Raw genomic sequence first — 23,717 nt, 5'->3', positions numbered from 1 at the left:
TATGATGATTAATCTTCATTTTTGATGATCGCGTCTGCCACACTAGCCGGTGCTTCAGCGTATTTCTCAAACTCCATTGCATAACTTGCACGCCCTTGCGACAAGCTACGCACATCGGTTGCATATCCAAACATTTCCCCTAGAGGAACTTCTGCTCGGATAATTTTCCCCGATGGGGAATCGTCCATCCCCTGAACAAGACCACGACGACGATTCAGGTCACCCATCACATCACCCATGTATTCTTCAGGAGTCACAACTTCCACTTTCATTACAGGTTCAAGAACACAAGGGTCAGCGTCAACCGCCCCTTTTCTTAATCCTTGAGAAGCTGCAATTTTAAAGGCCATTTCATTAGAGTCAACATCATGGAATGAACCATCGATCAGCACAACCTTGATACCCAACAAAGGGTAACCAGCGATTACGCCATTCTTCATTTGCTCTGAAACACCCTTTTCTATCGCAGGGATGTATTCTTTTGGAATAACACCACCAACAATCTCGTTAACAAACTCAAGCCCATCTTTTTCAGTTGGGATTAACTTCATCACGACGTGACCGTATTGACCACGACCACCGGATTGACGCACAAATTTGTGATTAACCACCACTTCTTTGCGAATTTTCTCCCGATAAGAAACCTGAGGCTTACCAATGTTCGCCTCCACTTTGAATTCACGACGCATGCGGTCGACAAGAATTTCAAGGTGCAGCTCACCCATACCGGAAATAATTGTTTGACCCGTCTCCTCATGCGTTTCCACACGGAACGAAGGGTCCTCTTGCGCTAATTTACCCAGCGCAATAGCCATTTTATCTTGATCTGCTTGAGACTTTGGCTCTACCGCAACAGAGATAACAGGCTCTGGAAATTCCATACGCTCCAGCACGACAATATCATTCATGTCGCAAAGCGTATCGCCTGTAGTGACAAACTTCATACCTATAGCGGCAGCGATGTCACCAGCGAGAACTTCTTTTATCTCTTCTCTGTTGTTAGCGTGCATCTGAACCATTCTACCAATGCGCTCTTTTTTCTGCTTAACAGAATTATAAACCGCATCACCAGAACGTAGCATCCCAGAGTAAACACGCATGAAAGTCAATGTCCCAACAAATGGATCTGTCGCTATCTTGAAAGCCAAAGCCGAAAAAGGAGCCTCGTCATCAGCCACACGATGAACAACTGTTTCACCATCTTCAAGCGTTCCTTCTATCGCCTTTACTTCAAGCGGAGAAGGCAAGTATTCTACAACTGCATCCAAAACAGCCTGCACACCTTTATTTTTAAAGGCAGACCCACACATCACCAAAACTATTTCGCTAGATAATGTGCGAGCGCGCAATCCTGCTTTTATATCACTAACAGACAACTCACCCTCTTCAAGGTATTTATCCATTAGCTCATCATTCGCTTCTGCAGCGGCCTCTACCATCAACTCACGCCATTCATTTGCTTCATCAACAAGATCATCAGGTATTTCTTCAAGAGAGAATGTCATCCCGTGGTCTTCTTCATCCCACATGATGGCTTTCATCAATACTAAATCAATAACACCTTTGAAATCTTCTTCAGAACCAATGTTGATTTGAATTGGCACAGCATTAGCGCCAAGACGTGTTTTCAACTGACGAACCACAGAAAAATAATCCGCACCCGTACGATCCATCTTATTGACGAATACCATACGAGGCACTTCATATTTATTTGCTTGACGCCAAACGGTCTCTGTTTGAGGCTGCACACCTGAAGAACCACATAGCACAACAACAGCACCATCCAAAACACGTAAAGAACGCTCCACTTCTATAGTGAAATCTACGTGTCCAGGCGTATCAATAATATTAATACGATGCTCATCAAACTGTTTATTCATCCCACTCCAGAAGCATGTTGTCGCCGCTGAAGTTATGGTGATTCCACGCTCTTGCTCTTGTTCCATCCAATCCATTGTTGCCGCACCATCGTGCACTTCACCAATTTTATGAGATAAACCAGTATAAAAAAGAACGCGCTCAGTTGTCGTCGTTTTACCTGCATCAACATGCGCACAAATACCAATATTTCGGTAGCGGTTGATAGGTGTCTTACGTGCCACTGTGAATCCTTAAACGGGTGATTAGAAACGGTAGTGAGAGAATGCTTTGTTAGCTTCTGCCATGCGATGCACGTCTTCACGCTTCTTAACAGCAGAACCTTTGTTTTCAGCAGCGTCCATGATTTCACCAGCCAAACGCAAAGCCATGGATTTTTCACCACGCTTACGAGAAGCATCAACCAACCAGCGCATAGATAATGCTGCACGACGTGCTGGACGAACTTCAACAGGAACTTGATAGGTAGCACCACCAACACGGCGAGATTTAACCTCAACCATTGGTTGGATTGATTCAAGTGCTTTTTCAAAGATAGCCATTGGCTCTTCAGTCTTAGCGCGAGTTGCTACAGTATTTAGAGCATTGTAAACAATACTTTCTGCAACAGATTTTTTACCGCTAACCATTACATGGTTGATAAATTTAGCTAGGAGTTGGCTTCCGTGTTTTGGATCCGGAAGGATCTCCCGCTTCGCGACGACGCGTCTTCTTGGCATATCTATATCCTCTTCAGGTTAGCCCGAGACAATACAATTATTGCTCGGCCTTACTGTATTAAAAAATTATGTCTAAACGATGAATTAAGCAGCGCTAGCTTACTTAGGACGTTTAGTACCGTATTTAGAACGGCCTTGCTTACGATTTTGTACGCCTGAAGTATCCAAACTACCACGCACTGTGTGGTAACGAACACCAGGAAGGTCTTTTACACGACCGCCACGAATCAGCACGACGCTGTGTTCTTGTAGGTTGTGACCTTCACCACCGATGTAGGAAGTAACTTCGAAGCCGTTAGTCAAGCGAACACGACATACTTTACGCAAAGCCGAGTTAGGCTTTTTAGGTGTAGTAGTATATACGCGAGTGCAGACACCGCGGCGTTGCGGACAAGCTTGTAACGCAGGAACGTCACTCTTTGCCACTTTACGTTTACGTGGTTTACGAACCAACTGGTTAACGGTTGCCATTAGACAAGCTCCACAAATCCAATTCTTATGACGGAAATCGCCAAAATTAAGGAGGCGCAAGTTTAATTTGCGCCTATAAAACAGTCAATAGGGAGGCGACTAAAAAATCACCTCCCTTACGATTTAACAGCAAATAACTAGTCTTTCAGTGCTGCACTCAATGCTTCTTCCACATCGGATGCACTCACTGTTGAACTTCCTTCTTTTGCTGCTAGCGCAAGCTCTTTCTTTCTCTTGCGCTCATTGTGGTAAGCCAAGCCTGTACCTGCCGGTATCAAACGACCTACTACAACGTTTTCTTTCAAGCCACGTAAGTGATCTTTCTTACCAGTTACCGCACCTTCCGTAAGAACTCGAGTTGTCTCTTGGAAAGATGCTGCTGATATAAAGGACTCAGTAGCCAAAGAAGCTTTCGTGATACCTAGAAGCACGCGCTCATACTTCGCTGGGAATTTACCCTCAGCGAGAGCTTTTTCGTTTGCATCTAGCAGATGAGTAAACTCAACCTGATCACCTTGGATAAGATCCGTATCACCAGACTCTCCAACTTCCACTTTACGCAACATTTGGTTAACAATAACTTCAATATGCTTATCGTTAATTACTACGCCTTGTAAGCGGTAAACTTCTTGCACTTCATTCGTAATGTAATCAGCCAAAGCCTCTACACCTTGAAGACGCAAAATGTCATGAGGGCTCAATGGACCATCGGCGATAATTTCACCTTTTGCCACTTCTTCACCATCAAAGATGTTGATTTGACGCCATTTAGGAATCAATGTCTCAACTGGCTCATCACCATTTTGTGGTGTGATCACCAAACGAATCTTACCTTTTGTCTCTTTACCGAAGCTCACCACACCGCTTGTCTCTGCCATAACAGCAGGATCTTTTGGACGACGCGCTTCAAATAGGTCGGCCACTCGTGGCAAACCACCGGTAATATCCTTGTTACCGATAGATTCTTGAGGAATACGCGCAAGAACCTCACCGGATTTCACTGTCGCACCATGATCTAGGCTTAACAATGCTTTTTCAGGAAGCATGTACTGTACTGGAGATTCCGTACCAGGAATTAATACAGGGTTACCCTCTGCATCAACAACGGCAATCATCGGACGTATGTCTTTACCAGCAGCAGGACGGTCACGCATCTCCATAACTTCAATCGTAGTCAAGCCCGTCATTTCGTCAGATTGACGACGAATAGTCACGTTCTCTTCCATACCACTGAACTCAAGACGACCTTCCATCTCAGATACGATTGGGTGTGTATGTGGATCCCAGTTAGCGACGATTTGACCCGCCGTTACTTGATCGCCTTCACGTACACTCAATACTGCACCGTAAGGAAGTTTATAACGCTCTTTCTCACGACCTGCTTCGTCAGCAATGGCCAACTCAGAAGAACGAGAGGCAACCACTAGATGTCCAGTGTGGCGTTCGATACTCTTCATCTTGTTAAAACGAACCGTACCTGCGCTCTTCACTTGAACGCTATCTACAGCAGATGCTCGCGAAGCGGCACCACCGATGTGGAAGGTACGCATTGTTAACTGTGTACCTGGCTCACCGATAGACTGAGCTGCGACAACACCAATCGCTTCACCAATGTTAACCTGATGACCACGAGCCAAGTCACGACCGTAACACTTAGCACACACGCCATGACGCGTATCACAAGTGATAACAGAACGAATCAACATTTCGTCAACACCCGCCGCCTCGATAGCACGAACGTTATGTTCGTCAATCAAAGTGCCTGCCGACAAAATCTCATTGCCTTTTGCGTCAATAACGTCTTGCGCTACAACACGACCCAACACACGCTGACCTAGAGGAACAACAACATCCCCTCCCTCAATCATCGCAGCAACGGTAATGCCTTTTGTTGAGCCACAGTCTACTTCGGTAATAACCAAATCCTGTGCTACGTCAACAAGACGACGCGTCAAGTAACCAGAGTTCGCTGTTTTCAATGCCGTATCAGCAAGACCCTTACGGGCACCGTGAGTCGAGGTAAAGTACTGAAGTACAGACAGACCTTCACGGAAGTTCGCCGTAATTGGTGTCTCGATGATGGAACCATCAGGTTTCGCCATCAAACCACGCATACCACCTAGCTGACGCATCTGGGCAACACTACCACGGGCACCGGAGTCGGCCATCATGTAAACCGAGTTAAAAGATTGTTGCTCAACCTCTTCGCCCGCTTTATTGATAGTCATCTCTTTTGCCAAGTTTTTCATCATGGCTTCTGTTACGGTTTCGTTAGTACGAGACCATAAGTCGATTACCTTGTTGTACTTCTCGCCTTGCGTTACAAGACCATCAGCATATTGGTATTCGATTTCTTTAACTTCTTCTTCCGCTTTGGCAATGATCGCCGCTTTTTCTGGTGGAATAACAAAGTCATCAACACCAACAGAGGAACCAGATGCCGTTGCATAAGCAAAACCTGTGTACATCAGCTGGTCAGCAAACACACAGCTTTCTTTCAAGCCAACTTTTCGATAACACTCATTGATAAGGTTAGAAATGGCTTTTTTCTTCATGGTTTGGTTAACCACAGAGAAAGGTAGGCCATCAGGAACAATATCAAACAACAACGCACGACCAACCGTAGTATCAGCAATGAAGGTAGAAGGCACTTTTTCACCCTCTAACGTAGTATCAATCTGACTGATGCGTACTTTTACCTTGGCATGCAATTCAACTTGCTGCGCACCATACGCACGGTGTACTTCTTTGATGTCAGAAAACGCCATGCCTTCACCTTTGGCATTGATTTTCTCACGTGTCATGTAGTACAGACCCAATACAACGTCCTGAGAAGGCACGATGATAGGTTCGCCGTTTGCAGGTGATAAGATGTTGTTCGTCGACATCATCAAGGCACGCGCTTCAAGCTGTGCTTCAATCGTCAACGGAACGTGAACCGCCATTTGGTCACCGTCGAAGTCAGCGTTGTATGCCGCACACACTAATGGGTGCAACTGAATCGCTTTACCTTCGATCAACATGGGTTCAAACGCTTGGATACCCAAACGGTGAAGTGTTGGCGCACGGTTCAACATCACTGGATGTTCGCGGATAACCTCATCAAGGATATCCCACACTTCCGGCGTTTCACGCTCAACCATTTTCTTCGCTGCTTTGATCGTCGTCGCCATGCCACGAAGCTCAAGTTTAGAGAAAATGAATGGCTTGAATAGCTCAAGTGCCATCTTCTTAGGTAAACCACACTGATGTAGACGCAGTGATGGGCCTACAGTAATTACAGAACGACCAGAGTAGTCAACACGCTTACCTAGCAAGTTCTGACGGAAACGACCTTGCTTACCTTTGATCATATCAGCCAAAGATTTTAGGGGACGTTTGTTAGAACCAGTAATAGCGCGACCACGACGACCGTTATCAAGCAATGCATCAACAGATTCTTGCAACATACGCTTTTCGTTGCGTACGATGATATCTGGAGCAGAAAGCTCTAACAGGCGCTTAAGACGGTTGTTACGGTTAATCACACGACGGTAAAGATCATTCAAATCAGACGTCGCAAAACGGCCGCCTTCAAGCGGTACCAAAGGACGAAGATCAGGCGGAAGAACAGGTAGCACATCTAATACCATCCACTCTGGGCTGTTACCAGAATGATGGAAAGCCTCAACCAGTTTCAAACGCTTAGAAAGCTTTTTAATACGGGTTTCAGAATTTGTGCTGCTTAACTCTTCACGCATGCTGTTAATTTCAGCAGGCATATCCAAATCACGCAGCAGCATTTGTACTGCTTCAGCACCCATGCGAGCATCAAATTCGTCACCAAATTCTTCTAATGCTTCAAAATACTGTTCGTCATTTAGCAACTGGCCTTTATCTAGCGTTGTCATACCTGGATCAATCACAATGAAAGATTCAAAATACAAAACACGCTCAATATCACGCAATGTCATATCCATGATAAGACCAATACGTGACGGTAAAGACTTTAAGAACCAAATATGTGCAACAGGCGATGCAAGCTCAATGTGACCCATGCGTTCACGACGCACTTTTGACAACGCCACTTCAACGCCACACTTCTCACAAATAACACCACGGTGTTTTAAACGCTTGTATTTACCACACAAGCATTCGTAGTCCTTAATAGGACCAAAGATTTTGGCACAGAACAAACCGTCACGCTCTGGTTTGAACGTACGGTAGTTGATGGTTTCTGGCTTTTTAACTTCGCCATAAGACCATGAACGAATCAGATCGGGTGATGCCAAACCAATACGGATTGCATCAAACTCGTCAGATTGTCCCTGTGATTTTAGAAGACCTAATAAGTCTTTCATGTATATTCGCCCCACTCGTAAGGCTGGGGAGTCTTGCTCCCCAGCAGGTCAAATGTGATTCGTGCTTATTCGTTTTCCAGCTCGATATCGATACCAAGAGAACGAATCTCTTTCACCAACACGTTGAAGGACTCAGGCATGCCAGGTTCCATACGGTGGTCACCATCTACGATGTTTTTATACATCTTAGTACGGCCATTCACATCATCCGATTTCACTGTCAACATTTCTTGAAGTGTATAAGCGGCACCGTATGCCTCTAGTGCCCATACTTCCATCTCCCCGAAACGCTGACCACCGAACTGAGCTTTACCACCCAGCGGCTGCTGAGTAACCAAGCTATAAGAGCCGGTAGAACGGGCATGCATTTTATCATCAACCAAGTGGTTCAATTTGAGCATGTACATGTAACCGACGGTTACAGGACGCTCAAAAGCATCACCAGTTCGACCGTTGAACAACTTAACTTGGCCACTTTCATTAATGCCAGCTAGGCGCAACATACGTTTGATTTCAGACTCTTTCGCACCATCAAAGGCACCAGACGCCATTGGAACACCACCCGTTAGGTTGGAGGCCAAAGTTAAAATTTCTTCATCTGTAAAGCTGTCTAAATCTTCCGTGCGGGCGCAACGCAAATCACCTTCATAGCCGTTGTAGATTTCGTCAAGGAAGCTACGCAGTTCTGCAACCGCTTCTGCTTTCTCACGCTCTGCGTTAAGCATTTCGTTGATTTTACGTCCCAAGCCCTTAGAAGCCGCACCTAAGTGAGTCTCTAGAACCTGACCAACGTTCATTCGCGAAGGAACACCTAGCGGGTTCAATACGATGTCTACTGGATCACCATTTTCGTCGTAAGGCATGTCTTCCACTGGCATAATCTTAGAAATTACACCCTTGTTACCATGACGACCGGCCATTTTATCACCTGGCTGGATGCGACGTTTAATAGCCACATAAACCTTAACAATTTTAAGCACGCCAGGCGCTAGATCATCACCTGTTTGTAACTTGCGCTTCTTATCTTCAAATTTCGCATCAAGTTCTTTACGGCGTTCAATCAAAGCGGCTTGCGCTTTCTCAAGCTGTTCACTCGCTTCTTCATTCGCTACACGAATTTTGAACCACTCTGGGTGGTCTAAGTTCGCCAAGTACTCTTCTGTAATGATCGCATTACGAGCTAAACCTGGTCCGCCCTCTGCTTGCTGACCAACCAAAGCTTCAGCTAAACGCTCAAAAGTGGCTTTCTCAACGATGCGGAACTCTTCGTTTAAGTCTTTGCGAACCTGATCAAGTTGAGATTTCTCAATGAATTTAGCACGCTCGTCTTTTTCAATACCATCACGAGTAAAGACCTGAACATCGATAACGGTTCCACGTGTGCCGGTCTTAACGCGCTGAGACGTATCTTTTACGTCAGACGCTTTTTCACCAAAGATAGCTCGCAAAAGCTTCTCTTCAGGAGTCAGCTGAGTTTCACCCTTAGGCGTTACTTTACCAACTAGAATATCGCCAGGCTCTACTTCAGCACCGATGTAAACGATACCAGACTGATCCAACTTAGAAAGCGCGCCTTCACCCACGTTAGGGATATCAGCGGTAATCTCTTCAGGCCCAAGCTTAGTATCACGTGCAACACACGTTAACTCTTGGATGTGAATAGACGTGAAGCGATCTTCTTCTACCACACGCTCAGAAACCAGAATCGAGTCTTCGAAGTTGAAACCATTCCAAGGCATGAACGCGATACGCATGTTTTGACCAAGAGCCAAATCACCCATATCAACAGAAGGACCATCCGCCATAATGTCGCCAGAAGCCACTTTCTCGCCTTTCATAACCAAGGTACGCTGGTTAATACAAGTATTCTGGTTAGAACGAACGTATTTCGTTAGGTTGTAGATATCTACACCCGCTTCACCAGCAATCGTTTCTTCTGAATTCACACGAACCACGATACGACTTGCATCAACCGACTCAATCACACCGCCACGATTCGCAACGATACAAACACCAGAGTCTTTTGCTACATTGCGTTCCATCCCCGTACCTACAACAGGCTTATCGGCCTTAAGCGTTGGTACAGCCTGACGTTGCATGTTCGAACCCATCAATGCACGGTTAGCATCGTCGTGCTCAAGGAACGGAATCAAAGACGCCGCTACAGAAACAACCTGACGAGGAGACACGTCCATTAGATTTACTTTTTCTTTTGGAATCAAAGTGGTTTCGTGCATGTGACGAACCTGAACCAACTCATCAACCAAACGACCTTCCGCATCAACATTAGCCGACGCTTGGGCAATAACATATTTCGCTTCATCGATCGCAGAAATGTAGACCGTTTCATCCGTCATCTTGCCGTCGATAATCTTACGGTATGGCGTTTCTAAGAAGCCGTAGCTGTTAGTGCGCGCATACGTCGATAGCGAGTTGATCAAACCGATGTTTGGACCTTCAGGCGTTTCGATCGGACAAACACGACCATAGTGAGTGGCGTGCACGTCACGTACTTCAAAGCCCGCGCGCTCACGAGTAAGACCACCAGGCCCTAACGCTGAAACACGACGCTTATGCGTAACTTCAGACAACGGATTGTTTTGGTCCATAAACTGAGATAACTGACTTGAACCGAAAAACTCTTTAATAGCGGCAGCAACTGGCTTCGCATTCAAAAGATCTTGCGGCATCAGACCGTCAGCTTCTGCCATAGACAAACGCTCTTTCACGGCACGCTCAACACGCACAAGGCCAACACGGAATTGGTTCTCGGCCATTTCACCAACAGAACGAACTCGACGGTTACCCAAGTGGTCGATGTCATCCACCATGCCATTACCATTACGGATATCTAGCAAGGTTCTTAGAACAGCAACAATGTCATCGTGATCAAGAACGCCAGCACCCGTATCTTCTTCACGACCTAGGCGGCGGTTGAATTTCATTCGACCAACACCAGACAGATCATAACGATCTTCTGAGAAGAACAAACCTTGGAACAAGCCTTCAGCCGACTCTTTGGTCGGTGGCTCGCCTGGGCGCATCATACGATAAATTTCGACCAAAGCTTCCAATTGGTTGCTTGTCGGGTCAATACGCAAGGTGTCTGAAATGAACGGACCATTATCTAGATCATTGGTATAAAGGGTATCTACTTCTCTAATACCGGAAGCAACTAAGGCCTCTAGCAAATCCACAGATAACTCTGTGTTCGCCTCTGCAATCAATTCACCTGTTGCAGGATGAACAAGGTTTTTCGCAGTCACTTTACCAAGCATGTATTCGAGAGGAACGGATAAACGCTCAATGCCCGCTTTCTCTAAAACGCGAATATGCTTAGCCGTAATACGGCGACCTTCTTCAACAATTAATTCACCATTGGCATCCGCAATATTAAATAGCGCTGTATCGCCACGCAGACGATTCGCCACTAGATCCATCTCGAATCCATCACGGTTTAGATAAAAACGTGTTGTTTCAAAGAAGTTATCTAGAATTTGTTCCGTGTTGTAACCTAACGCGCGCAACAAAATTGTTGCTGGTAGTTTACGACGACGGTCAATTCGTACGAAGACGCAATCTTTTGGATCAAACTCGAAGTCCAACCAAGAACCACGATAAGGAATTATACGAGCAGAATGTAATAACTTGCCTGAAGAATGTGTCTTACCACGATCGTGGTCGAAGAACACACCAGGAGAACGGTGTAATTGAGAAACAATTACTCGCTCAGTTCCGTTAATAACAAAAGTACCATTGTCTGTCATAAGCGGAATTTCGCCCATGTAGACTTCTTGCTCGCGGATGTCTTTAATGGCCTTGTTGGACGACTCTTTATCATAAATGATCAGTCGTACGCGAACACGTAAAGGTGCCGCATAGGTAATACCACGCAACTGACACTCTTTAACATCAAATACTGGCTTGCCCAAACGGTAATCGACGTATTCTAGCGCCGCATTGCCGGAAAAGCTGACCATTGGAAAGACAGATTTAAAGGCCCCATGCAGACCTAATTCCCCACGCTCTGCAAGACTTTTACCTTCCTGCAGAAAATTACGGTAGGATTCAAGCTGAATTGCCAGCAAGTATGGCACATCCAAAACGGGCGGCAGTTTACCGAAATCCTTACGGATACGTTTTTTCTCAGTGTATGAGTAAGCCATCAGCATTCCCCAGCTTGTGCACATTGACGCAAAAGGCCCAAATCAGGCCTTACCATATATGGGAGCATTATCTCCCACTTGAAAATTCTTTTAAGATTTATTTGAGTTTTACAAACCCAAAAAGGCCGGTGACAATAATGTCACCAGCCATTTCGACTATTGGCCGAAATCTGGAAATACAAGTATCATTACTTGACTTCGACAGATGCACCAGCTTCTTCAAGCGCTGCTTTAAGAGCGGCTGCATCTTCTTTAGATACGGCTTCTTTAACAGTCGTTGGAGCGCCGTCAACAATAGCTTTAGCTTCTTTCAAGCCAAGACCAGTTGCTGCACGAACAGCTTTGATTACGTTAACTTTCTTGTCGCCAGCAGCAGTTAGAACAACGTCAAATTCAGTTTGTTCTTCAGCAGCTACACCAGCGTCAGCAGCAGGACCTGCTGCTACAGCAGTTGCTGCAGATACGCCGAATTTTTCTTCCATTGCAGAAATTAATTCAACAACGTCCATCACAGACATTTCTGCTACTGCATTGATGATATCTTCTTTAGTTAGAGCCATGACTCAGATTCCTAGCATTCTTTAAAATTACCCGAAGGTAATAAAACAAAATATTTATCAAGAAGGGATACGGAAAACCGTATTATGCCGCTTCTTGCTCTTTTTGATCGCGAACCGCTGCAAGAGTACGTACAAACTTGCTTGTTGCGCCCTGAATAACACTCATCAGTCTCGCAATTGCTTCGTCGTATGTAGGCAGTGTTGCCAATCTATCAATGTCGCCAGCTGCGATCAACTCACCGTTGAACGCCAACGCCTTAACTTCAAAGTTTTTGTTTGTTTTCGCAAATGTTTTCAACAAACGGGCTGCCGCACCTGGGTGCTCGTTTGAGAAAGCAATCAACGTAGGACCAACAAAACTTTCTGCTAGACATTCGAAGTCAGTACCTTCAACTGCACGACGCGCTAAGGTATTACGTACTACACGTACATAAACACCCGCTTCACGCGCTTCTTTACGTAGTGCTGTCATATCACTCACGGTAACACCGCGAGAATCAGCAACTACTGCAGATAGAGCAGTTTTAGCAACTTCGCTAACTTCGGCGACAATGGCTTTTTTGTCTTCTAGACCTAATGCCACTGGTTTTCTCCTGGATTAGCAGGGAACAAATTCCCCTATTTTTACCAACTCTCCGATTACTCGAAGTACTTGCTGGTGAGTTAGATCCAGTTAATCTGAATCGGGCCACACCATCTGCGCAGGACAAACATTTCTCAACGTTTTATTAAACTTCACAGTTCCTGCGGTCTTTGACGGCCTGCTCAACAAATACATGAAGGCAGACCCCAAAGCTCATGATCTAAACGAACTTACTTAGTAGCGTTAAGCGCGCCTAGATCAATTTGTAGACCAGGTCCCATTGTAGAGGACAAGGTCACTTTTTTCAGGTAAACACCCTTAGAAGACGCTGGCTTAGCACGACGTAAGTCAGACAAAAGCGCTTCCAAGTTACCTCTGATAGCATCTGCAGCGAACTCGATAGAGCCAACAGCTGCGTGGATGATACCATTTTTATCTGTACGGTAACGAGCTTGACCTGCTTTTGCGTTTTTAACCGCAGTCGCAACATCAGGCGTTACTGTGCCAACTTTAGGGTTAGGCATTAGACCACGCGGGCCTAAGATCTGACCTAGCTGACCAACGATGCGCATTGCATCAGGAGAAGCAATAACAACGTCAAAATCAAGGTTACCAGCTTTAACTTGCTCAGCCAAATCTTCGAAACCTACTACGTCTGCACCAGCTGCTTTCGCTGCTTCAGCGTTTGCACCTTGTGCAAATACTGCAACACGAACATCTTTACCAGCACCGTGAGGCAATACAGTAGAACCACGAACAACCTGATCAGATTTACGTGGGTCAACGCCTAGGTTAACAGATACGTCGATAGATTCTTTAAACTTAACAGTAGAAAGCTCAGACAATAGAGCAACCGCTTCCTCAACAGAGTAAAACTTCGTTGCTTCTACTTTTTCAGCGATCAAGCGAGCGCGTTTCGTTAATTTAGCCATTAGTTAACACCCTCAACTTCTAGACCCATAGCGCGTGCGCTACCAGCAATAGTACGAACTGCTGCATCCATGTTAGAAGCAGTCAAATCAGCCTGCTTAGCAACAACAATCTCTTCTAGCTGAGCACGAGTAACCGTACCCACTTTTTGAGTGTTTGGACGTGGAGAACCACTCTTCAAGCCAGCTGCTTTTTTAAGCAACACGGCAGCAGGAGTAGATTTCGTTTCGAATGTAAAACTACGGTCACTGTATACAGTGATAATAACAGGCGTTGGAAGACCAGGCTCTAGGCCTTGAGTTTTCGCATTAAACGCTTTACAGAACTCCATGATGTTCACACCGTGCTGACCAAGTGCTGGACCAACTGGTGGACTTGGGTTCGCTTGACCCGCTTTTACTTGTAGCTTGATATAAGCTTGGACTTTCTTAGCCATTTTTAACTCCAGATGGGTCATCGCCCTAAGGCTACCCGTTCAACATAATCAGGCTTTTTCGACCTGACCAAATCCCAAATCAACTGGCGTTGAGCGCCCAAAAATAAGCACCGCCACCTTGATTCGACTTTTATCGTAATCCACTTCTTCCACAACACCATTGAAATCAGCAAACGGCCCTTCATTAACACGAACCACTTCACCCACTTCAAACAAAGTCTTAGGACGTGGCTTGTCAACGCCGTCACTAACGCGCTGCAAAATTGCATCTGCTTCACGACTGGTAATTGGCGATGGCTTATCAGCCGTACCACCAATAAAGCCAAGCACACGAGAAGTACCTTTTACCAAATGCCAAGAGGCGTCATTCATATCCATCTGAACCAATACATAACCTGGATAGAACTTTCTTTCACTCTTGCGCTTTTTACCATCTCGAATCTCAACTATTTCTTCAGTCGGCACCAAGATGTCACCAAAATTCTCTTCCTGCCCCATAACCTGCACTCGCTCTATTAGCGAACGCATTACGTGCTTTTCATACCCTGAGTACGCTTGTACTACATACCATCGTTTGGTCACGAGCAACTCCTAACTAATTACCGAGGAAACGATCCAACCAAGGAGCGAATCCACCCCCCACAGCACGAGAGACATAAAAATAACAACCGCTAACACAATCAAGGTCGTCTGCGTCGTCTCTTGTCTTGTCGGCCATACAACTCTGCGTATTTCAGTTTTAGCTTCTTTTGCAAGAGTAAAAAAAGCTTTCCCTTTAGCAGTTTGCAACGCAACAAAACCAGCGACACCAGCCAACACTAAGATAGCGATTAAGCGATACAATAGTGACTCAGCAGAATAATAGTTATTACCAATCACGCCTACCGCAATCAGCAGAACAACAATCGCCCACTTTAACACATCTCCGCGAGATGATTGAGCTTCAGTACTCGAACTCATACTTCAGGTGATCCCTAACTAAGAAATAGGATACGAAAGATGGCAGGCCAAGAGGGACTCGAACCCCCAACAGCCGGTTTTGGAAACCGGTGCTCTACCAATTGAACTATTGGCCTACATTCGTATGGGCGGAGGATGATACCTAAACAAGCTTTATTAAGCAAGGGTATCTGCCCAAAAAACAGACAATAAAAAAGGTGGTTTCACCACCTATCTTTTGCATTTGAAATGCTGGAGCTCATGAGCAGATTTGAACTGCCGACCTCACCCTTACCAAGGGTGTGCTCTACCAACTGAGCTACATGAGCTTTGGAGCGGGTAGCGGGAATCGAACCCGCCTCTTCAGCTTGGAAGGCTGAGGTAATAGCCACTATACCATACCCGCAATTTGGTGGAGGGAGGTGGATTCGAACCACCGAAACTTTCGTGGCAGATTTACAATCTGCTCCCTTTGGCCACTCGGGAACCCCTCCACGTACTCAGCGCTACAACGCAACACCTCTAAAGGTGGGTGCCATTATATTTATCGCTTTCTCAATTGCAAGCGTTAGCAAGACTTTTTTTCTAATTTAATCATCATTTTACTTAAATCAAGCCTTGAGACAAAACGTTCCCACTCTTTCTCTTGAATGGATTGTGTCACATCAAACTGCTCTAATGGCACGGTGCGTAGATGTTCGTAGATGTCTACTTGATAACCCGATACATCTTGAATACGCTGTCTTGCTTGCTCAGCTCGCTCACTCGATGAATACAACCCTAAAGAAATGCGATTTTTCATTTCTGCTCGATTAATCACAAAGCTGTCAATCGACTTTGATGACAAGTCTGATACTATATTTCTCGCCATTTCAGGCGTTTCAGGCGCTGCAATGTACAACCAAAACTTCGAGCGTTTACCTGATACTTCCGTCTTTTCATAAGCCCAGTTAAACGCCGTTAAGGCCTGAACAACCTGCTTAGCGTCTTCCGTTTTTTCTGTTTCAATACGCGCGCAAAAGGCGATATTTTGATCCGTCTTAGACTGATCCATCGCCTTCTTTAAAGCCTCTTCTAAACTCACCCTTTGATCACTACTCACAAGCTCTTGTGGTACGTCATTGGCGACTCTCTCGGAAAGCAAATACACCTTTTCACTCACAGGCGGCGCATATACCACTTCTGTTGTTCTCTCAGTCGTGTCTTGCACAAAACTATGCCAACTCAAAAACGCAGCATTAAGCAACACTATAAAAAGAAACAGCCACTTCATTTGTTGCCTCTCATGAACTCATCGCCAACCAGCTTTGCCCCTAAAGCCACAAGATTAGGCTGACATTCTAATGCAATCCCAAGCGAATTGAGTAACGCTTCAGCATCGCCCCCTGTCACTACCCACTTAAACGTCGGATAACGATGGTAAATACGCTCCAAAAAGCCCAGCGCCATTTCCTGACATCCCTCTGTCACCGCCCTTGCTGTTGAGTTAGGCACGCCGCAACCTGCTATTTTTTCATGTGCGTCATAGCGTATTCTTGCTGTTTTGGACAGCAAAGCGTTTTCCATCATAACGAGCCCAGGTGTAATGTAACCACCTAAATGCGCCCCATCCTGCTTAACGATATCTATTTTAATGGCCGTTCCTGCGTCCACTGTAACAACATCATGCTGTATTAGATGATGTGCAGCGACCACACCCAGCCAACGATCAATACCTAAACGTTCAGGCTCAAAGTAAGCATTGCGCACACCACAAGCTTGCGCCTGACTGCTTAGCGTCAGCCACTCACTTTGCGGAAATTGCGCCTGAATATCCGCGTGCAGCAAAGCACTTAACTCTTTTGATCGCACACTGGCAAAATAAATTCTGTCAGGAATGAAGCCTGAATCAAGTGGGCAAGTGTCACCACGCTCAACCCACACAACTTGATTTTCTACCCAAGCGGTAAATTTAATACTTGTATTACCGGCATCAACGACCAGCACATTAGGTACGACGGACACTGATTTCTCCCCCGTGTAAAGCCTCTAGCTTGCCGTTCTCCTCAAGAATCAAGGCACCCTTATCATCAATTCCTCTTGCAATGCCCTGTCGTTGCTGAGAGACAGTACTGACCGTAATGGCTTGATTAAATAACACATCATAAGCCTGCCATTGATGTCGAAAGTGCTTCATTCCGTTACCGTCCTCAAACCGTTGACATACCTCTATAAGCTCTTTCGATAGTTCGGCCAAAATGTGGTTACGGCTTGGGCGATTTGGTAGACGAGAGACCAGATCCGTCCAGGGTTGATCAACATGAGCCATGACGGCACTATCCATCTCAACATTCAGCCCAACACCAATAATCACATGGCACACGTCTTGATCAGCCACCATCTCCAGTAAAATGCCACACATTTTTTGTCCATCGACCTGCACGTCATTTGGCCATTTTAAACCTGGGTTTGGGATCCCTACTTTTTTCAGCACTCTCGCTACCGCTACACCCACCGCAAGACTTAATCCTTCGATCACACTAGGGCCATTCTCAAAGCGCCATACAAATGAGCAGGTAATATTTTTTGCAACACCCGATTCCCATTGACGTCCACGACGCCCCTTTCCTTGGGTTTGGCGCTCTACAGCAAATAGCGCTGGCAGAGGCAATCCCTGAGCCAAGTAGCGCTTCGCGTCCCCATTGGTCGATTCGGTCTCAAATGCCAATTGAAGATTCACACTGCTCGGCAAGCCATTCAATCGTAGTGCATCTTCTGACAACAACTCCATGGTCGATGGAAGACGATACCCTCGTCCTTTGACCGAATGGACGGTCACACCGATAGATTCTAGCTTCTTCAGCTGCTTCCAGACAGCAGCACGGGTTACCCCTAAAGTCGCACCCAGCTCTTCTCCAGAGTGGAATTGATTATCGCTGAGCAGAGCTAAAACCGCTTGCATTGATGTTTCTCCAGGTTTATTTGCGTCATATTAAAATTGATCTCCCAAAATGCGTTTACCTTGCCTCTTACTATGGGCGTCTTCGTGACTAATCCGCGCGAACATTTTCTTCAATAAATCGCTTTAGCGATTGCATTAAAGAATCAAACTCTGGGTTCCAAGATACCCTTGCTGCATGAGGGCTTTTTTCTAGCAGAGCATCCGACTTCTCACCAAACCAATTAGCTTGATCAGAACGACACGTTTGATATAAGGCGTCATCCGACCTATGCCAACCACAAACTCGATATTCACCTGACTCACCATAGTAGGGATTGTTCGGGTTTCCATGGACCGCCATATGCGAAAGTCCAAATATTTTTAACTCAGGCCAATCGGTATTATAAACCTTAATGCGGTCTGTATTAGCGCTGACTTGATCTCTGCTATACACCAGCATCTGACTTTTTAACCCTATCATCCCTTGCTTAAACACCTCTTCCGTTACCGATGAATCAACCGTTTGATCGTCTTCTGACAGCGCTATAAAAACAGGGACGTCTTTCGGATTATCTAACACGAGATGACGCACTTCTTTGGACAACTTATACACCTGAGCAATCGCAGGAAGTGGAATGGAGGCGTACTTGGCAAAATCATCACTGGAATCCTGATCTAACCAATCTTTAACCAGAGCCAGCCAAGGGGCAAGCCAATCAATACCGCTGTTTACTTTAAATACAGGAGAAAACAACACAGCGCCAGCCACGCTATCGCTATTCTGCCAAGCGTACTCGGTCGCTAATGCGCCGCCTGTAGAAAAGCCTCCGACGTATAGCGCATCGACTTCTTTAGCAAATTGGTCAGCGGCATGGCGAAACGTATTCCGCCAATCCTGACGAGATACGTGCAATAAATCCTCTGCTTTCGTACCGTGACCTGGCAATAAAATGACTCGAACTTGAAAGCAAGCGGCTTGTAATGCAAGAGCAGAATCTCGCATAGAAAAAGGCGAATCCGATAAGCCATGGGACAATAATACCCCTATATTTGGTCGTCCAGCACAGGCCTTTGTATCTGGTAATAGCTCGAATGGCATCACCGCACTGAGCTCTCGCGGCTTATCCTCTTCGTTCAACCACACTTTATTGTCAGTAATGTATCGCTCGGCTCTCACCAAGTAATCTGCAAAAGATTCTCCCTGTTCAAAAACAAACGACGCGTGTTTTTCTGCTGCGCTTCCTTTTACGGAAATCAACAGCATCAAAAGACAAAAGCACCACAACCCTATTTTTTGCCGCATGATCATTTCTCTCATCATAAAATAATTCAATCTAACTTACGTTTTCGACAAGCCTAAGCCATGCTAATATCGCTCATTCACTCATCACACTTTGGCAATATGAAGACTGTTTATCCTGATGCCGAACAAGTGCCATCGTTTTGGTTTCCGTTAGTAAAAAAGTTTTACCAGAGCCATTATCCTAGCGGAAAACCTAACAAAGCAGACCCTATTTGGGTAATCCGAAACAATGGCAAAATCCTTTGTGCGGTGAGGCTAAAACAGTTTACCGACGCTCAACTTCTGACCGCGATGGTGACAGAGCCTTCCCATCGCAATATGGGTCTAGGCAGTCATTTAATTCACAACATTCATAACGCATTAAGCACAAAACAAAGTTATTGCTTTGCGTTCTCTCATCTTGTGCCTTTTTATCAAGCTAACCATTTTACCGTGATTTCGGCCAGCATCTTACCAGAAGAGCTCAGGAGCCGCTTTCAAGCCTACACATCCCAAGGCCGCAACCTCACCCCAATGCGGTATATTTGTGATGAAAAGTACTTAAAAAGCACTTAAAAATCTTTAAATCACTAAAACAACCCGGTCGTTGTTGACCCTTTTCTGTCTCCTCCAGTACCTTTGATGACATTACTCACGTTCCCTTCAGGGAACTCTTAAGAACACCGAGGAAATCATGTCGATTACTTTACCATCAAACTCGAAAATGCTTACACCCGATTTTATCTTCGGGGTCGCCACAGCGGCCTTCCAAATAGAAGGAGCAGCAAAAGCGGACAATCGCCTTCCATCGATTTGGGACACCTTTTGTGCAACGCCTGGCAAGGTCAAAGGCATGGACAATGGTGATATAGCGTGTGACCACTATCATTTGTGGGAACAAGATATCCAACTAATCAAAGAACTAGGCGTTGACGCTTACCGCTTATCCATTGCATGGCCTAGAGTCATGAATGAACAAGGAGAGGCCAACCAAGCTGGGCTCGACTTCTATCGCAACCTGCTCAAAAAACTTAAGGCTGAAGGTTTAACGGTATTTGTCACTCTATATCACTGGGATCTACCACAGCATCTTGAAGACAAAGGGGGCTGGTTAAGTCGTGAAACCGCATACCGATTCCAACAGTACGCAGATTTAGTCACGACAGAATTCGCAGACTGGGTCGACAGCTGGGCAACCTTTAACGAGCCTTTTTGCGCCGCTATTCTAGGCTACGAATTAGGCATACATGCTCCTGGTTTAAATAAACCGGAATACGGCAGACAAGCCGCTCACCACATCTTGCTTGCTCATGGCCTCGCGCTGCCGATCATCCGCAAAAACGCACCGCATTCAAAAGTGGGCATAGTGCTCAATATGAATCGCTCTTACGCTGCCAGTGAAAAAGTAGAAGACCAATTTGCCTGTTTGCTACGCGAAACACTAGACAATCAATTCTTTATTGAACCGCTAATGAAAGGACAATACCCTCAGTTACTCAAAACTGTTGCGCCACAATATTTACCAACTGTCTTGCCCGGCGACATGGAAATCATCTCACAACCCATCGACTTTTTAGGATTGAACTTTTATACCTGCAATCACAACGCGTACGACGCCGATAGCCTATTCAAAAATGTTCAAAGTAGCCAAAATGTTGAATTTACAGATATAGGTTGGGAGATTGCGCCACAGGCTTTCACTGAGCTATTAGTCACCCTTCACCAACAATATGAGCTACCACCTATTTACATCACCGAAAATGGTGCCGCGTGTGATGATCATATTATTGCGGGTGAAATCAATGATGAACAACGTGTTCGCTATCTCGATGGGCACCTCAACGCCGTACATCGAGCCATTGACGCTGGCGTTGATATTCGTGGGTATTTTGCTTGGAGCTTAATGGATAACTTTGAATGGGCAGAAGGCTATAGCAAACGATTTGGGTTGACCTATGTGGACTACCACACCCAGCAAAGAACCATAAAGCGAAGTGGTTATGCTTATCAGGCCATGCTAAATGCTCGTATACGATAAATACCTACGCCATCCGTCATTTCCATGACGGATGGCGTCAGTTCATAGCAGCAGTCCCGTCTTATTTAAAACGCCTTATTCTGAGTAATTTGAAGCGTTTTATGGCGCTCAAATCAAGTTGTCTATAAAATCCACGCACTCAATATAGCTTGCTTGGACCTATCTTATGAAAAATGCCCTCTTAGGCACTCAAATGTTGTTTGTGGCATTTGGCGCCCTTGTACTTGTTCCTCTACTAACCGGTCTTGATCCCAGTGTCGCCTTGTTTGGGGCGGGAGTTGGCACGCTGATCTTTCAATTTATCACTCGACGTACCGTCCCTATCTTTCTGGCCTCTTCTTTCGCTTTTATTGCCCCTATCATGTATGGCGTACAAACTTGGGGCATCCCCGCCACCATGGGGGGATTAATAGCGGCAGGATTCGTCTACGTCCTTCTAGGAGGACTTATTCGCATCAGAGGGGCTGGATTCATTCATCAACTTTTACCTCCCGTCGTCATAGGGCCTGTTATTATGGTGATTGGACTTGGTTTAGCGCCTGTCGCTGTCAATATGGCCCTGGGTAAAAGCGGCGATGGTGCCATACAAATAGTGGACGGTAGCATCGCAATATGGATCGCCCTAGCGTCCTTGCTAACCACGATTCTTGTCAGCGTGTTTGCCAAAGGTTTTTTTAGACTGCTCCCTGTCTTTGCTGGCATATTGGTAGGCTACATACTTAGCTTATTCTTTGGCATAGTCAATTTCACCTCCGTCAGTGAAGCGGCATGGTTCGCTGTTCCTAACTTTACGGCGCCAGAATTTAACATAAACGCCATCTTGTTCATGTTACCTGTCGCACTTGCTCCAGCAGTGGAACACGTCGGAGATATTTTATCCATTTCAAACGTTACCGGAAAAAATTACCTGAAAAAGCCTGGCCTACATAGAACGATGACAGGAGACGGTGTCGCAACAATGGCAGCCTCCATGTTTGGTGCTCCTCCAAACACCACCTACAGTGAAGTGACAGGTGCTGTTATGCTCACTAAAGCCTTTAACCCAGTCATCATGACCTGGGCCGCTATCGCCGCTATTATTCTTGCCTGGGTGGGTAAACTAGGAGCAGTACTGCAAACTATCCCTCTCCCGGTCATGGGAGGCATCATGATTTTGCTGTTTGGCTCTATCGCTGCTGTCGGGCTTAATACGCTTATTAAAAACCAAGTCGACCTACATAAATCACGCAATCTCATTATTGTGGGCGTCACTCTGGTATTTGGTATCGGTGGCATGGCGTTTGGTATTGGCGAATTTAGCCTGCAGGGCATCAGCTTATGCGGAATTGTTGCCATCACCTTGAACTTAATCCTTCCAAAAGATATTGGTGACAGTCAGCTTGTTGATAATGCACAGATGGAAGAATAGCGCACCAAACTAATTTTCAATGCGTACAAAAAAGCGGCTCGAGAGGAGCCGCTTTTTTGTACATATTAACTATGCAAGCATAGAGTACGTAAGCAAAAACAGATGCAAAACATTAAGCAAAAAATGGCATAAGATAGACAGCTCAATTCTGTGTGTTTTATGGTAAAGCAAAGCATAACCCACTCCTGCTAGACTCGCTGTAAGCACATACCCCGCCCCACCACCAAAGTGGGCAACACCAAAAGTCACACCTGATATGAAAGGCACTATAAATAAGTAAGGCTTTTCATGTAGCCAACTGGACAGCCCTTGCTGTAGATACCCCCGAAAAAAGGCCTCTTCTGCAACACACGTAAAAAGCAAATTGGTACCCAAAAAATACAGCCAAAAACTAGGCCATTTAAGATCAAATTGAATCAACCCCAGCAGAAACGCACACGCAAATACAAGAATCGGTGTAACGCAAAATATCGCCCCTATTAATTTAACGTTCGGTCGTTTTTGGTAATAGTTTCGGTTAATTTGGCCTCTGAAAATATACCCAAGTAAAAACAAACCAACTAACCCTTTATCAAAATTAGCGTACAACTTAAATGGCACAGCATCGTCAGTAATATTATGAGGTTGAACAATAAGAAGGTTATAAAAGCCTGGCAGTAAATGCATCGCAAGCGCTAAAGAGACAACACCAAACACCACTACACATAACTTACGTAGAAGGTCTTTCCGGAGATGAATCGCCCCATATAAGAGCAGACAGTAAGTCGCCAAAATAGCCACGCCTTGAACATCGAGCACGCCTTCGTAAAAAGCACATATTACCGTTACAAAAAACGACATACACCATAAAGGCACTCTTAAAAACGAGAACCTATAAGGCACAAAAACTAACAGGATAGACAACCCTAAGAGATAAAACGACATACTTTTTCTCACATTAAAGTTAAAAGACCTTACATACTGCAGCGTAGGTCGCAGGTACGGCACATTCAGCTCTTTGGTATAGTCTCTCCCCTTAGTCGCCGATGCGCGCTGACGCGTTGAGCC

General features: G+C 45.5%; 19 protein-coding genes and 4 tRNA genes. 3 read left to right on the top strand and 20 right to left on the bottom strand.

From position 1 onward, the window contains the following. Positions 1-8 precede the first annotated feature (8 nt). The 19 genes from fusA to EBI00_RS14505 all read right to left on the bottom strand — a co-directional run bounded on the left by fusA (position 9) and on the right by EBI00_RS14505 (position 19,245). A complete protein-coding gene (fusA, locus tag EBI00_RS14595) occupies positions 9-2,102 on the bottom strand; it encodes an elongation factor G (RefSeq protein ID WP_123096684.1) in 2,094 nt (697 codons plus the stop codon). Between the two features lie 21 nt (positions 2,103-2,123). Then, positions 2,124-2,597 (bottom strand): 30S ribosomal protein S7, encoded by a 474-nt coding sequence (rpsG, locus tag EBI00_RS14590; RefSeq protein ID WP_123096683.1) that lies wholly within the window; start codon positions 2,595-2,597, stop codon positions 2,124-2,126. A gap of 99 nt (positions 2,598-2,696) precedes the next feature. Continuing rightward, on the bottom strand, positions 2,697-3,068 hold the full coding sequence (rpsL, locus tag EBI00_RS14585; protein WP_013659444.1) for a 30S ribosomal protein S12: 372 nt from the start codon (positions 3,066-3,068) through the stop codon (positions 2,697-2,699). 137 nt (positions 3,069-3,205) lie between these two features. Beyond that, positions 3,206-7,408 (bottom strand): DNA-directed RNA polymerase subunit beta', encoded by a 4,203-nt coding sequence (gene rpoC, locus EBI00_RS14580; protein ID WP_123096682.1) that lies wholly within the window; start codon positions 7,406-7,408, stop codon positions 3,206-3,208. 65 nt (positions 7,409-7,473) lie between these two features. Further along, positions 7,474-11,574, bottom strand: coding sequence for a DNA-directed RNA polymerase subunit beta (rpoB, locus tag EBI00_RS14575; RefSeq protein WP_123096681.1), 4,101 nt, complete (start codon positions 11,572-11,574; stop codon positions 7,474-7,476). Between the two features lie 188 nt (positions 11,575-11,762). Further along, positions 11,763-12,134, bottom strand: a complete 372-nt coding sequence (gene rplL, locus EBI00_RS14570) for a 50S ribosomal protein L7/L12 (protein WP_123096680.1) — start codon at positions 12,132-12,134, stop codon at positions 11,763-11,765. Between the two features lie 82 nt (positions 12,135-12,216). Beyond that, positions 12,217-12,717: a 50S ribosomal protein L10 gene (rplJ, locus tag EBI00_RS14565; RefSeq protein ID WP_123096679.1), complete on the bottom strand. Its 501-nt coding sequence runs from the start codon at positions 12,715-12,717 to the stop codon at positions 12,217-12,219. 230 nt (positions 12,718-12,947) lie between these two features. Next, positions 12,948-13,649: a 50S ribosomal protein L1 gene (rplA, locus tag EBI00_RS14560; RefSeq protein ID WP_123096678.1), complete on the bottom strand. Its 702-nt coding sequence runs from the start codon at positions 13,647-13,649 to the stop codon at positions 12,948-12,950. Continuing rightward, positions 13,649-14,083 carry a 50S ribosomal protein L11 gene (gene rplK / locus EBI00_RS14555; protein ID WP_111608618.1) on the bottom strand — a complete coding sequence of 145 codons (435 nt, stop codon included), beginning with the start codon at positions 14,081-14,083 and terminating at the stop codon, positions 13,649-13,651. Before rplK ends, rplA begins: the two co-directional genes overlap by 1 nt. Before the next feature lie 48 nt (positions 14,084-14,131). Further along, complete coding sequence (gene nusG / locus EBI00_RS14550) at positions 14,132-14,665, bottom strand: transcription termination/antitermination protein NusG (RefSeq protein WP_123096677.1); 534 nt, start codon at positions 14,663-14,665, stop codon at positions 14,132-14,134. 9 nt (positions 14,666-14,674) lie between these two features. Continuing rightward, positions 14,675-15,043 carry a preprotein translocase subunit SecE gene (secE, locus tag EBI00_RS14545; RefSeq protein ID WP_123096676.1) on the bottom strand — a complete coding sequence of 123 codons (369 nt, stop codon included), beginning with the start codon at positions 15,041-15,043 and terminating at the stop codon, positions 14,675-14,677. A gap of 40 nt (positions 15,044-15,083) precedes the next feature. Next, positions 15,084-15,159 (bottom strand) — tRNA-Trp (locus EBI00_RS14540). A gap of 116 nt (positions 15,160-15,275) precedes the next feature. Further along, positions 15,276-15,351: transfer RNA gene (locus tag EBI00_RS14535), tRNA-Thr, on the bottom strand. Between the two features lie 2 nt (positions 15,352-15,353). Next, a tRNA-Gly gene (locus EBI00_RS14530) sits at positions 15,354-15,428 on the bottom strand. Between the two features lie 4 nt (positions 15,429-15,432). Continuing rightward, positions 15,433-15,516, bottom strand: a tRNA-Tyr gene (locus tag EBI00_RS14525). A 74-nt stretch (positions 15,517-15,590) separates the two neighbouring features. After that, positions 15,591-16,295, bottom strand: a complete 705-nt coding sequence (locus EBI00_RS14520; protein ID WP_123096675.1) for an SPOR domain-containing protein — start codon at positions 16,293-16,295, stop codon at positions 15,591-15,593. Beyond that, positions 16,292-17,026, bottom strand: a complete 735-nt coding sequence (locus tag EBI00_RS14515) for a type III pantothenate kinase (RefSeq protein ID WP_123096674.1) — start codon at positions 17,024-17,026, stop codon at positions 16,292-16,294. The genes EBI00_RS14520 and EBI00_RS14515 overlap by 4 nt, the downstream gene beginning before the upstream one ends. Beyond that, positions 17,010-17,963 carry a biotin--[acetyl-CoA-carboxylase] ligase gene (locus EBI00_RS14510; protein WP_123096673.1) on the bottom strand — a complete coding sequence of 318 codons (954 nt, stop codon included), beginning with the start codon at positions 17,961-17,963 and terminating at the stop codon, positions 17,010-17,012. Before EBI00_RS14510 ends, EBI00_RS14515 begins: the two co-directional genes overlap by 17 nt. Positions 17,964-18,051: 88 nt before the next feature. Then, positions 18,052-19,245, bottom strand: coding sequence for an alpha/beta hydrolase (locus EBI00_RS14505; RefSeq protein ID WP_123096726.1), 1,194 nt, complete (start codon positions 19,243-19,245; stop codon positions 18,052-18,054). Positions 19,246-19,305: 60 nt separating this feature from the next. Here EBI00_RS14505 and EBI00_RS14500 point away from each other — a divergent pair, with 60 nt between their 5' ends. The 3 genes from EBI00_RS14500 (at position 19,306) to EBI00_RS14490 (ending at position 22,670) form a co-directional block, all read left to right on the top strand. Next, the gene (locus EBI00_RS14500; RefSeq protein WP_241557057.1) at positions 19,306-19,800 is read left to right on the top strand and encodes a GNAT family N-acetyltransferase; all 495 of its coding nucleotides are present in this window, start codon (positions 19,306-19,308) and stop codon (positions 19,798-19,800) included. A 118-nt stretch (positions 19,801-19,918) separates the two neighbouring features. Beyond that, positions 19,919-21,262 (top strand): GH1 family beta-glucosidase, encoded by a 1,344-nt coding sequence (locus tag EBI00_RS14495; RefSeq protein WP_123096671.1) that lies wholly within the window; start codon positions 19,919-19,921, stop codon positions 21,260-21,262. Positions 21,263-21,428: 166 nt separating this feature from the next. Then, positions 21,429-22,670: a uracil-xanthine permease family protein gene (locus EBI00_RS14490; RefSeq protein ID WP_123096670.1), complete on the top strand. Its 1,242-nt coding sequence runs from the start codon at positions 21,429-21,431 to the stop codon at positions 22,668-22,670. Positions 22,671-22,739: 69 nt separating this feature from the next. Here the strand turns inward: EBI00_RS14490 and EBI00_RS14485 are convergent. After that, a partial coding sequence (locus EBI00_RS14485) for a CPBP family intramembrane glutamic endopeptidase (RefSeq protein WP_206612596.1) occupies positions 22,740-23,717 on the bottom strand: 978 nt, incomplete at its 5' end.

Source organism: Marinomonas hwangdonensis, from assembly GCF_003721245.1.
Lineage (GTDB): Bacteria > Pseudomonadota > Gammaproteobacteria > Pseudomonadales > Marinomonadaceae > Marinomonas > Marinomonas hwangdonensis.
This window is presented reverse-complemented; position numbering and strand designations above follow the sequence as displayed.

Excerpts from the sequence above, each read along its gene's own strand:
- rpsG (WP_123096683.1), bottom strand. The coding sequence starts at position 2,597 with ATGCCAAGAAGACGCGTCGTCGCGAAGCGGGAGATCCTTCCGGATCCA.
- rpsL (WP_013659444.1), bottom strand. The coding sequence starts at position 3,068 with ATGGCAACCGTTAACCAGTTGGTTCGTAAACCACGTAAACGTAAAGTG.
- rpoC (WP_123096682.1), bottom strand. The coding sequence starts at position 7,408 with ATGAAAGACTTATTAGGTCTTCTAAAATCACAGGGACAATCTGACGAG.
- rpoB (WP_123096681.1), bottom strand. The coding sequence starts at position 11,574 with ATGGCTTACTCATACACTGAGAAAAAACGTATCCGTAAGGATTTCGGT.
- rplL (WP_123096680.1), bottom strand. The coding sequence starts at position 12,134 with ATGGCTCTAACTAAAGAAGATATCATCAATGCAGTAGCAGAAATGTCT.
- rplA (WP_123096678.1), bottom strand. The coding sequence starts at position 13,649 with ATGGCTAAATTAACGAAACGCGCTCGCTTGATCGCTGAAAAAGTAGAA.
- rplK (WP_111608618.1), bottom strand. The coding sequence starts at position 14,083 with ATGGCTAAGAAAGTCCAAGCTTATATCAAGCTACAAGTAAAAGCGGGT.
- secE (WP_123096676.1), bottom strand. The coding sequence starts at position 15,043 with ATGAGTTCGAGTACTGAAGCTCAATCATCTCGCGGAGATGTGTTAAAG.
- EBI00_RS14520 (WP_123096675.1), bottom strand. The coding sequence starts at position 16,295 with ATGAAGTGGCTGTTTCTTTTTATAGTGTTGCTTAATGCTGCGTTTTTG.
- EBI00_RS14510 (WP_123096673.1), bottom strand. The coding sequence starts at position 17,963 with ATGCAAGCGGTTTTAGCTCTGCTCAGCGATAATCAATTCCACTCTGGA.
- EBI00_RS14505 (WP_123096726.1), bottom strand. The coding sequence starts at position 19,245 with ATGCGGCAAAAAATAGGGTTGTGGTGCTTTTGTCTTTTGATGCTGTTG.
- EBI00_RS14500 (WP_241557057.1), top strand. The coding sequence starts at position 19,306 with ATGCTAATATCGCTCATTCACTCATCACACTTTGGCAATATGAAGACT.
- EBI00_RS14495 (WP_123096671.1), top strand. The coding sequence starts at position 19,919 with ATGTCGATTACTTTACCATCAAACTCGAAAATGCTTACACCCGATTTT.
- EBI00_RS14490 (WP_123096670.1), top strand. The coding sequence starts at position 21,429 with ATGAAAAATGCCCTCTTAGGCACTCAAATGTTGTTTGTGGCATTTGGC.